General features: G+C 70.5%; 16 protein-coding genes. 7 read left to right on the forward strand and 9 right to left on the reverse strand.

Translation table 11 applies throughout. The annotated features are described in order from the left end of the window. From Val02_RS46495 to Val02_RS46505, 3 genes are all read right to left on the reverse strand, one after another. Positions 1–375, reverse strand: a 375-nt coding sequence (locus tag Val02_RS46495) for a sigma-70 factor domain-containing protein (protein WP_275415690.1), incomplete at its 3' end; no start/stop codon positions are given. A gap of 147 nt (positions 376–522) precedes the next feature. Beyond that, on the reverse strand, positions 523–945 hold the full coding sequence (gene dtd / locus Val02_RS46500) for a D-aminoacyl-tRNA deacylase (protein ID WP_203905807.1): 423 nt from the start codon (positions 943–945) through the stop codon (positions 523–525). Between the two features lie 115 nt (positions 946–1,060). After that, positions 1,061–2,512 (reverse strand): DUF7782 domain-containing protein, encoded by a 1,452-nt coding sequence (locus tag Val02_RS46505; protein WP_203905808.1) that lies wholly within the window; start codon positions 2,510–2,512, stop codon positions 1,061–1,063. A gap of 50 nt (positions 2,513–2,562) precedes the next feature. On the opposite strand from Val02_RS46505, the gene Val02_RS46510 reads away from it, so the two are divergent. Both Val02_RS46510 and Val02_RS46515 read left to right on the forward strand, forming a co-directional pair. Beyond that, a complete protein-coding gene (locus tag Val02_RS46510; protein ID WP_203905809.1) occupies positions 2,563–3,027 on the forward strand; it encodes a hypothetical protein in 465 nt (154 codons plus the stop codon). A 21-nt stretch (positions 3,028–3,048) separates the two neighbouring features. Then, a complete protein-coding gene (locus tag Val02_RS46515) occupies positions 3,049–3,621 on the forward strand; it encodes an HhH-GPD-type base excision DNA repair protein (RefSeq protein ID WP_203905810.1) in 573 nt (190 codons plus the stop codon). Between the two features lie 18 nt (positions 3,622–3,639). Here the strand turns inward: Val02_RS46515 and Val02_RS46520 are convergent, their stop codons facing one another. Both Val02_RS46520 and Val02_RS46525 read right to left on the reverse strand, forming a co-directional pair. Next, the gene (locus Val02_RS46520) at positions 3,640–3,975 is read right to left on the reverse strand and encodes a hypothetical protein (protein ID WP_203905811.1); all 336 of its coding nucleotides are present in this window, start codon (positions 3,973–3,975) and stop codon (positions 3,640–3,642) included. Between the two features lie 73 nt (positions 3,976–4,048). Further along, positions 4,049–4,219, reverse strand: a complete 171-nt coding sequence (locus Val02_RS46525; protein WP_203905812.1) for a hypothetical protein — start codon at positions 4,217–4,219, stop codon at positions 4,049–4,051. A 199-nt stretch (positions 4,220–4,418) separates the two neighbouring features. Here Val02_RS46525 and mscL point away from each other — a divergent pair, with 199 nt between their 5' ends. Next, positions 4,419–4,829 (forward strand): large conductance mechanosensitive channel protein MscL, encoded by a 411-nt coding sequence (mscL, locus tag Val02_RS46530; protein ID WP_203905813.1) that lies wholly within the window; start codon positions 4,419–4,421, stop codon positions 4,827–4,829. Positions 4,830–4,888: 59 nt separating this feature from the next. Beyond that, positions 4,889–5,245, forward strand: a complete 357-nt coding sequence (locus Val02_RS46535) for a DUF3099 domain-containing protein (protein WP_239153863.1) — start codon at positions 4,889–4,891, stop codon at positions 5,243–5,245. A 4-nt stretch (positions 5,246–5,249) separates the two neighbouring features. Here Val02_RS46535 and Val02_RS46540 read toward each other — a convergent pair whose 3' ends face one another. Next, a complete protein-coding gene (locus Val02_RS46540; RefSeq protein WP_203905814.1) occupies positions 5,250–6,107 on the reverse strand; it encodes a carbohydrate kinase family protein in 858 nt (285 codons plus the stop codon). After that, on the reverse strand, positions 6,104–6,994 hold the full coding sequence (locus Val02_RS46545; protein WP_239153864.1) for a pseudouridine-5'-phosphate glycosidase: 891 nt from the start codon (positions 6,992–6,994) through the stop codon (positions 6,104–6,106). The genes Val02_RS46540 and Val02_RS46545 overlap by 4 nt, the downstream gene beginning before the upstream one ends. Positions 6,995–7,069: 75 nt before the next feature. On the opposite strand from Val02_RS46545, the gene Val02_RS46550 reads away from it, so the two are divergent. The 3 genes from Val02_RS46550 to Val02_RS46560 are packed head-to-tail and all read left to right on the forward strand — an operon-like array spanning position 7,070 to position 9,739. Continuing rightward, positions 7,070–7,678: a hypothetical protein gene (locus tag Val02_RS46550; protein WP_203905815.1), complete on the forward strand. Its 609-nt coding sequence runs from the start codon at positions 7,070–7,072 to the stop codon at positions 7,676–7,678. A gap of 27 nt (positions 7,679–7,705) precedes the next feature. Beyond that, positions 7,706–7,966: a DUF3039 domain-containing protein gene (locus tag Val02_RS46555; protein ID WP_203905816.1), complete on the forward strand. Its 261-nt coding sequence runs from the start codon at positions 7,706–7,708 to the stop codon at positions 7,964–7,966. Positions 7,967–8,017: 51 nt separating this feature from the next. Beyond that, positions 8,018–9,739 (forward strand): DEAD/DEAH box helicase, encoded by a 1,722-nt coding sequence (locus Val02_RS46560; protein WP_203905817.1) that lies wholly within the window; start codon positions 8,018–8,020, stop codon positions 9,737–9,739. 62 nt (positions 9,740–9,801) lie between these two features. Here Val02_RS46560 and Val02_RS46565 read toward each other — a convergent pair whose 3' ends face one another. Both Val02_RS46565 and Val02_RS46570 read right to left on the reverse strand, forming a co-directional pair. Continuing rightward, positions 9,802–10,038: a DUF7455 domain-containing protein gene (locus Val02_RS46565; RefSeq protein WP_203905818.1), complete on the reverse strand. Its 237-nt coding sequence runs from the start codon at positions 10,036–10,038 to the stop codon at positions 9,802–9,804. A gap of 214 nt (positions 10,039–10,252) precedes the next feature. Next, on the reverse strand, positions 10,253–10,718 hold a 466-nt coding region (locus tag Val02_RS46570), incomplete at its 5' end, for a sigma-70 family RNA polymerase sigma factor (RefSeq protein WP_203736746.1).

A 10,718-nucleotide genomic window follows, 5' to 3' on the forward strand; every position in this document is an offset into this window, starting at 1 on the left:
GCCGAGGTTGCCCTCCTGGATCAGGTCCAGGAACGCCATGCCCCGCCCGGTGTAGCGCTTGGCGATGCTCACCACGAGGCGGAGGTTGGCCTCCAGCAGGTGCGCCTTGGCGCCGCGGCCCTCGCGGACGATCGTGGTCAGGTCGGCGGCGAGCGCCTCGCTGATCGGCTCGTCGAGGTACGTGCCCCGGGTGAGCACCTCCTCGGCGAAGAGGCCGGCCTCGATGCGGCTGGCCAGCTCGACCTCCTGCGCGGCGGTCAGCAGCTTGGTCCGGCCGATGCCGTTGAGGTACGCCCGCACGAGGTCGGCGGAGATGCCCCGCTCGGCGGCTTCCTGCTCGGCCTCGGTGACGTCGCCGTCGAAGTCCAGTTCGATATTTGCCTGTGCCACCCTGCTCGCCTCCCCCGTTGCTGCGGGACGTTCGTCGCTATGTCGTAGGACGCTCGTTGTCTGTGGGCATAGCTTGCCGCCGGAGAGGTGAAGCCGGAGTGAGCCGAATGGTTGGTGGCACGAATCTGGTAGTCAGATCTCCAACAGGATTGTTCGGGGCCCGACATTGACGGATTCGACCAGCATGTGCGCCTGGAACCGTCCTGTTTCGACAGTTGCGCCACGCTCACGCAGAGCATCCGCGAACGCCCCGATCAGTGGCTCCGCGTGAGCGGCCGGAGCCGCCGCGGTCCAACTGGGACGCCGACCCTTGCGGGCGTCGCCGTAGAGCGTGAACTGACTGATCACCAACACCGGCGCGCCGGTGTCAGCGGCCGATCGCTCTCCGTCGAGGATGCGCAGCTCGTGGACCTTGCGGGCCAGGGTCTGCGCCTCCCGTTCCGAATCATCATGCGTGACGCCCACAAGTACCAGCAGGCCGTCGGTGATCGCGCCGACCACCTCGTCATCGACGGTGACCTTCGCGTGACTCACGGTCTGGACGACGGCTCTCATGATGCCCGCGCAAGCGTCGGTCCGGCGCTCGGGGTGCCGCCTTCCCTCGTCGTTGCGGTCGCTGCGCTCCCTGCACTCCTCAGTCCAGGCGGCGCCGCACCGGCCCGTCGCGCGCTCACTGGGTTTCCTCGGCGGGCAGCAGGAAGCCGCGCTCGACCAGGTGGGAGACCAGCGGGACGGCCACCTCCGCCAGCACCGCCACGTCCACCCCGTGCGCCAGCGCCAGCAGGTCGAGCTGGTCGCGGAGCGCCACCGTACCGTCGCAGCCGCCGACCAGGGCCAGCGCCACCGGGTCGACCTCCTCCGCCCAGTGCAGGCCGCCGGTGAGCGCGAGCTGCTGGCGGTCCACCTCCCAGCCGTCCGGGCCGCGGTGGGCGTCCTGGCGCAGTGCCAGGTCGGGCGCCGTCGTCAGGCGCGCCTTGAGCAGCCCTTCCTTGTCGTGGGAACGGAGCCAGTCCTGCCGTTCGAACCATCTGCCCACGTGCCTGCCGAGCGGCTGCTCGACCGGCTGGCGCAGCTCCTCCAGGCGCACCGTCGGGTCCTCGTGCCCGCCGGCCCGCAGGGTGATGAGGCCCAGCCCGACGCCGGTGACGCCGTTCTCCTCGAACCAGTCGAGCCACCGCGCGCGGGTGCGCGGATCGGTGGTCCCCGAGTCGGCGAGCCACAGGTCCACGTAGGCCACGGGGTCGCTGACCTCCCGCTGGATCACCCACGCGTCGAGCCCGGTGCCGGCGAGCCAGCCCGCGACCCGGTCCTCCCACTCCTCGTCGGCGGTCAGCAGCCAGTTCGCCAGGAACTGCATCGTGCCGCGCGGGTTGAGCAGCGCCGGCGCCGCGGCGACGAGTTCGGCGCACACGGCGTCGCCGGCCCGGCCCGAGTCGCGATAGGTGTGCGTGGTGGTCCCCGGCCCGGCCACGAACGGCGGGTTGCTCACCACCAGGTCGAAGCGTTCACCCGCGACGGGTCGCACCAGGTCGCCCTGGCGGAGGTCCCAGGACACCCCGCTGAGCGCCGCGGTCGTTGCCGCGAACGTCAGCGCCCGCCCGGAGAGGTCGGTGGCGGTGACCGCCTCCGCATGCTGCGACAGGTGCAGGGCCTGCACGCCGCAGCCGGTGCCCAGGTCCAGCGCCCGGCCGACCGGCCGGCGCCAGGTGGCTTGCGCGAGCGTCGTGGAGGCGCCGCCGATCCCGAGCACATGCTCCGCCGGCAGCGGAACGCCCGGCCGCAGGCTCGCCGACACGTCGGAGACGACCCACCAGTCGCCGTACGGCTCCAGTTCGACGGCCGCCCGGTTGTCCTCGACGAGAACCCGGCGCGCCTCCTCCGGCAGGGCCGCGCGGATCGCCGCTTCCGGCTCCGTCTGCCCGCACACGAACAGCCGGATCAGGGTGTCCACCGGCTCGCCGCCTTCGGTGGCCCGCAGCGCCGGCCGGAAGTCGTTGCGCCGCACGGCGTCCACGGCCTCCGGCCCGAGTCGGGCGGCGATCCCGTCATCGGTGTAGCCGGCCGAGAGAAGAGCGTCGCGCAGCCGGTCGATCCCGGCGGGGGAGAGAAGTGCTTCGGTCACCGGAACATCCTGCCGTGTCCGCCGGACCGAATGCGGGTAAGAGGGTGCGCATGGGGACGACGTACCGCTACGCGAGCCCGGGTCTGCACCGGGTACTGCTCCGCGTGTTCATGGTGCTGCCGACCGTGGTGGCGATCGGCTTCGCGTTCACCGATCTGTCGGTCGTGGGCAAGATCGGGGTCGTCGGGACGGCCGTCGCCATCACGGTCTACTGGTATCACCTGCTGTACCTGCGAACCGTCTGCCGGCTCGAGCTGACCGACACGGAGCTGCACTGGTGGACGCCGAAGCGCGACGGCGCCATCCCGCTGGCGGACGTGCGCGGGTTCTGCATGGAGTCGCAGAACGCCGTCGTGAACGCCGACGGGCACCCCCGCCTGTTCGTGCACGCCGATCCGATGCTGCCCGCGTTCCTGGACACGCTGCGCCAGGTCGCCCCGCACGTCGAGGTCGACCCCTGCCTGCTGGCCGCGCTCGACGAGCGTTTCGCCCGGGGTTCCGCGGTGCCGGCCTGACCGACCGGGCACGATAGGCGCATGACGCTCAACCTGCCGATCTCCGACGAGGCGAACGACCTGCTGCGGCGCGACCCGCTCGCCCTGCTGGTGGGGATGACCCTGGATCAGCAGATCCCGTTGGAGAAGGCGTTCGGCTCGCCCTACGAGCTGGCGCAGCGCATCGGGGTCGAACGCCTCGACGCGGCCGCGCTGGCGGCGTTCGACCCGGAGACGCTGGTGCAGGTCTTCGCCACCCCGCCGGCGCTGCACCGCTTCCCGAAGGCGATGGCGGCGCGGGTGCAGGAGGTGTGCGCGGTCATCGTCGAGGAGTACGACGGCGACCCCGAACGCCTCTGGGCCGAGGCCGCCACCGGCAAGGAACTGGTGAAGCGGATCTCCGCCCTGCCCGGGTTCGGCAAGCAGAAGTCGCAGATCTTCGCGGCGCTGCTCGGGAAGCGGTTCGGGGTGCAGCCCGAGGGGTGGCGGGAGGCGGCCGGGGACTACGGCGCCGAGGGGTCGTACCGCTCGGTCGCGGACATCGTGGACGCGGAGTCGCTGGTCAAGGTGCGCGCCTTCAAGAAGGAGATGAAGGCGGCGGCCAAGGCCAAGTGACGGTACCGCCAATTGGTGTCAGCCCCGGCTGCGGAACACGCGGCGAATGATGCTGATCGGCCCTATACCGTCCGTCGGTCGGAAAACGTTGCTGTCGTGGCGGTACGCGGCTTGAAACGACGCCGGCACTATCACTCCGACGCTCCGAATTTCGGGAGTACTGCTGTCGGCCATTTCCTGGCTCATCCTGATGGGCCAGCCGCTGTGCGGAGTCAGGTCGGTGTCGGACGCCGCTTGCGTCGGTATTCCGAGATCCTTCCGCGAGGCGGCGATGAACACCCTCTCGGCAGCTTCGAAGGCGCCGCGCGATCCGTTGAACAGAAGGTCGAGGCAGTTCTCGGCGGCGGCGACCACGTGCTGCGGCGCCAGTAGGCTGAGCGCTCTGAGCTGTTTCTCCGACTCGGGTCTTGGCCGTTCTCTCCAGCAGTCACAGAATTTCGGCATAGGCCACCTGTTTTTCGGCCATGAACCGCCGACCGTCTTCGAGCGCGCGGCGGTTGCGTTCGGTATGGAGATCGACAGCCCATTTCGCGGCGATACCGAGCAGAATGCCCCCGACGCCGATCAGGCTTGCTGTCCATGGCGAGCCGGTCATCACGTCCCCAGATTTGCGAGAAGTATTCGCATCAATGTCGACTCGACGTCAAATCTACCCGCACGGGGTGATCGGAATTGTGGCGCCGCGGTGCGGGGCGGCGCGCATCGTCGGGTGGTCGGGTGAACAAACGATCCGGAAGATCCACCCGACGGTGACGCCTGCGGATGCGTCGCCTCCGGGCACGCACTACGCTCCCTGCGTGCTCAAGGGGTTCAAAGACTTCATCATGCGTGGCAACGTGGTCGAGCTTGCCGTAGGTGTCGTGATCGGTGCGGCCTTCAACGGCCTGGTCACGCAGCTCACCAAGTCGTTCCTGGAACCGCTGATCAAGCTGCTCTCGGGCGGCAAGACGGTTTCGGGCACCTTCAAGGTCCGTGAGGTGATCTTCGACTGGGGGGCGTTCATCAACGCCGTCTTCGCCTTCATCCTGACGGCGGCGGCGCTCTACTTCCTGATCGTCCTCCCGATGAACAAGATCGCGGAGCGGCGGGCGCGGGGCGAGGAGCCGGAGCCGAAGGCGCCGGCGGACGACGTCCGGCTGCTGCAGGAGATCCGCGACATCCTGCTCGCCCAGTCGCACAACCCGGGTCCGCAGGACCGCCGCTACTAATCGACGCAGACACCCGGGTCGGGTGGGCTCCACCGGGCCCGGGTGCAAGACTCGAAGTCGTGCGACGCTCCCGACGACCCGTCGTCATCACCGACGCCGAGGAAAGTCCGGCCGACGAGCTACGCCGCCGGCAGACCCGCTACATCGTCATGATGACGGTGCGGGCCGGCTGTCTGGTGCTGGCCGCCGTTCTCGCGATGGCGCGGGTCCCGCTGCTGGGGCTGTGGGTGTCGATCTGCCTGGTGGGGGCGGTGCTGCTGCCGTGGCTGGCGGTGATGCTCGCCAACGATCGCGCTCCCAAACCCGAGCACCGGCTGCGGAACAGGTTCCACGCCGCGCGGGAGCCGGAGAAGCCGACCTCCCGGCCCGCCATCACCCAGCGTGAGAACCCCACGATCATCGACGTCGAACCCTGACGATCTAGGGACGCCCGCCGAGTTTCGTCACCGCGCGGGCGCCGCACTGGGCGCCGCGCGCCAGGGCGTCGGACGGGGGAGCGCCGCCGAGCCACGCGTGGAGCAACCCGGCCGCGAACGCGTCCCCGGCGCCGGTCGGGTCCACGACCGCCGGCACCGGCGCGGCGGGTGCGGACACGACGCCGTCCGCGTGCGCCCACACCGCCCCGTCCGCCCCGGACTTGACGATCGCGTGCCGCACCCGGGTGAGCAGCGCGGGCGCCAGGTCCGGGGCCGTCCCGAGGGTCCCCAGGAGCACCCGCGCCTCGTCGACGTTCGCGAGCAGCACATCGACGTTCCCCAGGAAGGAAAGGAAGGGGACGCGGCGCAACGGCGCGGCGGACGACGCGTCGACGCTCGTGGTCGCGCCCCGCGCGCGGGCCTCGGCCAACGCCCGCAGCCCGGCCTCCCGGGTCGCCGGGTCGAAGAGGGTGTAGCCGGACAGATGCAGGTGGCGCACGCCGTCGAGGGCGAGGTCCGCGGGGCGCAGCAGGCCGTTGGCACCACGGTCGGACAGCATCGTCCGCTCCCGGCCGTCGGAGAGCACGACGATCGAGCCGGTCGCCGCCTCTTCGGTCGAACGGAGGAAGGTCTCCACGCCCAGCGCCCGAAGCTCAGCGGCCCGGGTCCGGCCCGCGTCGTCGGCACCGACCACGCCGATCATGCGCACGGGTGCGCCGAGCGTCGCCAACCATGCGGCGGTGTTGGCCGCGGAGCCGCCGCCCAGGGTGCGGATCCGCGCCGCCGTGTCGGACCCGGCCGCCAACACGCCCTCGTACGCCGCCACCACATCGGTGACGACGTCACCGACCACGACGATCATGCGCGCAGGGCGACCGCGACCTGTGCCGCCAGCTCCGCGTTGCGGGTGATGATCCGGATGTTGGCCGCGAGGCTCGCCCCACCGGTCGCCTCGTGGAAATGCGCGAGCAGGTACGGCGTGACGGCCTTACCGGTGATCCCTTCGCGGGTCAGGCCCGCCATCGCCGCGGCCAGCACCCGGTCGTGCAGCGCCGGGTCGACCTGCTCCTCCTCGGGCAGCGGGTTGGCCACGATGAGCGCGGCCGCGCTGACCTCGTCCCGGGCCCGGTGGATCGCGGCGACCTCCCGCGCCGACTCCACCGACCAGTCCAGGTCGAACCCGGAGTCGCGCAGGTAGAACCCGGGGAACCGGCGCGTCCCGAAGCCGAGCACCGCCACGCCCAGCGTCTCGAGCCGTTCCAATGTGGCGCCCACGTCGAGGATCGACTTCACGCCGGCGCACACGACCGTGATCGGCGTGCGGCTCAGCCCGGTCAGGTCGGCCGACTCGTCGAACGGCGCGTCCCGGTGCACCCCGCCCAGCCCGCCGGTGGCGAAGACGGCGATGCCGGCCTTGTGCGCGACCGCCGCCGTGGCGGCGACCGTGGTGGCCCCGTCCCGCTGCGCAGCGGCCGCCGGCGCCAGGTCCCGCACGGACAACTTCACGACATCGTCGCTGGTCGCCAGGTGCGTCAACTGTTCGTCGTCCAGCCCGACGGTGAGCCGGCCGTGGATCATGCCGATCGTGGCCGGAACGGCGCCGGCCGCCTCGACGACCGCTTCGACCTCCCGCGCGACGCGCAGGTTGTCCGGGCGCGGCAGCCCGTGGGAGACGATGGTGCTCTCCAGCGCCACGACTGGCTGCCCGGAATGCAGTGCTGCGGCCACCCGCGGCCCGTAAACGATCACCGGACAAGGGTAGGACCGAAAGGTGCGGGAAAGCCGACTGAACAGTGTGCACCTCCAATGCGAGAATTTCCCACCATGGCGGGGGCTGAGACCGTGGCGCAAAACGGCAAGTGGACCAAGTGGCGGCACATCGCGGGACTGATCGCGGCGTGGCTGGCCGGCATCATGCTCGTGCTGAGCGTGCTGGGCGTGTGGAACCCACCCGACCTGGTGCTGCTGTGGCGCTTCTTCGGCAACCCGTTCCGGGACGCCGTGGTCGTCTTCGGGCTGGGCGTGGCCGCCTCGTGGCTGCTCGCCCCGGTGCAGAACGAGGCCGTTCAGCGCAGCCGGGTGCAGTGGCGGATCGGCCTCGCCGTCGGGCTGGTCGCGAGCCTGATCGCGGTCGGGCTGTTCGACGGCTTCTTCGTCCAGGACCACCGCGTCGTGGCCACCTCACCCGACGGCGAACGCCGTGCCGTGCTCTACGACCCGGGCACCGACCTGCAGCGGCTGCACCTCTGGGTGGGCCCCGGACTGTTCGCGCGGGACTTCGGCGACCTGGGCAAGCCGTGCGGCATGTCGACGATCACGTTCCGCGGCAACGACGTGCTGCATGTGTGGACCTCGTACGGCGAATGGGACATCAAGCTCAAGCCCGACACGGGACGGCCGTTGGCGAAGCTCGGCCGCACCTGTTCCGGCTGAGGGTCGTGGACCTGGCAGACTGGTGCGGTGACGACTGAGCCCGGGCACGACACCCTGACCGAGGAGCGCACCGAAGAGCGCACGGACACCGATTACCGCTACGACGAGGGTGATCACGAGAAGTTCGCGCACTACGCGCCCAAGGACAAGATCATGCAGGCGATGGTCGAGGGCACGCCGGTGCGCGCGCTCTGCGGCAAGCTGTGGGTCCCCTCGCGCGACCCGAAGCGCTTCCCCGTCTGCCCGGTCTGCAAGGACCTCTACGAAAACGTCGTGCAGCCCGACTAGTTCCGGCGCTCCACCCGCTTCACCAGACCCGTCTGTCCACGAGAGGGGCATATGCCCGCGCGTCCGAATCCCGCCGACGGCCCCGCCCTACGCGCCTGGCAGCGCAAGGCACTGTTCGAGTACCTGCGCCGTCGGGACGAGGACTTCCTCGCGGTCGCCACGCCGGGCGCCGGCAAGACGACGTTCGCGCTGCGGATCGCGGCCGAACTCCTCGCCGACGACACCGTCGAGGCCGTGACCGTCGTGGCGCCGACCGAACACCTCAAGGTGCAGTGGGCCGCGGCGGCCGCCCGCGTCGGGATCCAACTCGACCATTCCTTCCGGAACGCCGATGTGCACTCGTCGCGCGACTTCCACGGCGCGGTGCTCACCTACGCCCAGGTCGGCATGGCGCCCGAGGTGCACCGGCGCCGCACGATGACCCGCCGGACGCTGGTCATCCTCGACGAGATCCACCACGCGGGTGACTCCCGTTCGTGGGGCGACGGGGTGAAGAACGCGTTCGAGCCGGCCGTGCGGCGGTTGGCGCTCACCGGTACGCCGTTCCGCTCCGACGAGAACCCGATCCCGTTCGTGCTGTACGAGCGGGGCGGCGACGGGCTGATGCGTTCCCGCGCGGACAGCGTGTACGGCTACTCCGAGGCGCTGCGCGACGGCGTCGTCCGGCCGGTGATCTTCCTGGCGTACAGCGGCGAGACCCGCTGGCGCACCTCCGCCGGCGACGAGTTGGCCGCCCGCCTCGGCGAACCGCTCACCCAGGACCTGATCGCCCAGGCCTGGCGCACCGCCCTCGACCCGGCCGGCGACTGGATGCCGCAGGTGCTGCGCGCCGCCGACGCCCGCCTGCAGGTGAAGCGGGCCGGCGGGGTGCCCGACGCCGGCGGCCTGGTCATCGCCACCGACCAGAACACCGCCCGCGCCTACGCCCGCCTCCTCGAACGCATCACCGGCGAGAAGGCCGCCGTGGTCCTCTCCGACGACGTGGGTGCCTCGAAGCGGATCGCCGAGTTCGCCGCGTCGGACCAGCGGTGGATGGTCGCCGTGCGCATGGTGTCCGAGGGCGTCGACATCCCGCGCCTGTCCGTCGGCGTCTACGCCACCAGCGCCTCGACGCCGCTCTTCTTCGCGCAGGCGATCGGGCGCTTCGTGCGGGCCCGTAAGCAGGGCGAGACGGCGACGGTGTTCGTGCCGTCGGTGCCGCACCTGCTGGGCCTGGCGAGCGAGATGGAGGCCCAGCGGGACCACGTGCTCGGCGACCCGCGCAAGAAGGAGGGCTTCGACGACGAACTCCTCGAACGCGCGCAGCAGAGCGAGAAGGCCAGCGGCGAGCTGACCAAGTCCTGGGAGGCGCTGTCGGCCACGGCCGAGCTCGACCAGGTGATCTTCGACGGGGGCACGTTCGGGACGCCGGTGGCCGCCGGAACGCCCGAGGAGGAGGAGTATCTGGGGCTGCCCGGCCTCCTCACCGCGGATCAGGTGTCGGCGCTGCTGTCGAAGCGCCAGGCGGACCAGATGGCGGCGCAGAAGAAGCGTTCGGCGACGGCTCAGGTCGTCCCGGGACAGCCCGCCGCCCCGGTCGTCATGTCGGCCGGGGAGCGCCGGATCGTGTTACGCCGACAGCTGAACGCACTCGTGGCGGCCCACCATCACCGCACCGGCCTTCCGCACGGCAAGATTCACGCCGAACTGCGCCGGCTCTGCGGCGGCCCGCCGAGCGCCCAGGCGACCATCGAGCAGCTCGAGGAGCGCATCGCCACCTGCCAGACGCTCTGAGCCCCCTGAACAGGCAGAAGGCCCTCCCGGGCGACCGGGAGGGCCTTCTTATCAGGTTGCTACTAGTTCGTCGTCTTCAGATCGGTACCGCGCCACTCGAACTCGGGTGCCACGGCCACCTCGACCGCGATCTTGACCAACTCTTGCGCGTACTTGTTGGCGTGGTGCCCGCAGAACACCAGGTCGCCGCCTTCGGCCAGCCGGACCCGCAGCTTCGCCGCGGCACTGCACCGGTCGCACCGTTCATCGGCGGCAAACTCCACCACCGTTTCGGGTGGCGGCGTGAGGGTCGGGGTCATCGCCTACCTCCTGCACTCGTTACCGACGAACGTGTTCTGACTTTCCTGCTTACCACTCACCGTCCAACAGCTGTCATGCCCTGTTCGTTCCCGATCTACCCACGGGAGCAGAGTCACATTCCTGCGTTGAGCCGATACGTGTTCTTAGCGCGCTGCGGCCCCGATCACAAGTCGGTTGCACTCGTGACTGGGGCCACAGGGGGTACAGGCGTCCCTAATCGAGGTAGTCCCGGAGGACCTGGGAACGGGACGGGTGACGCAGCTTCGACATCGTCTTCGACTCGATCTGACGGATCCGCTCACGGGTGACGCCGTAGACCTGACCGATCTCGTCGAGCGTGCGGGGCTGCCCGTCGGTGAGCCCGAACCGCAGCCGCACCACGCCCGCCTCGCGCTCCGACAGCGTCTGGAGCACCTGCTGGAGCTGGTCCTGCAGCAGCGAGAACGACACCGCGTCGACGGCCACGACCGCCTCGGAGTCCTCGATGAAGTCGCCGAGCTGGCTGTCGCCCTCGTCGCCGATGGTCTGGTCGAGCGAGATGGGCTCCCGGGCGTACTGCTGGATCTCCAGCACCTTCTCCGGGGTGATGTCCATCTCCTTGGCCAGCTCCTCCGGGGTGGGCTCGCGCCCGAGGTCCTGGAGCAGCTCGCGCTGGATCCGGCCGAGCTTGTTGATCACC

Origin of the sequence: Virgisporangium aliadipatigenens (genome assembly GCF_016863615.1) — a bacterium.
Lineage (GTDB): Bacteria > Actinomycetota > Actinomycetes > Mycobacteriales > Micromonosporaceae > Virgisporangium > Virgisporangium aliadipatigenens.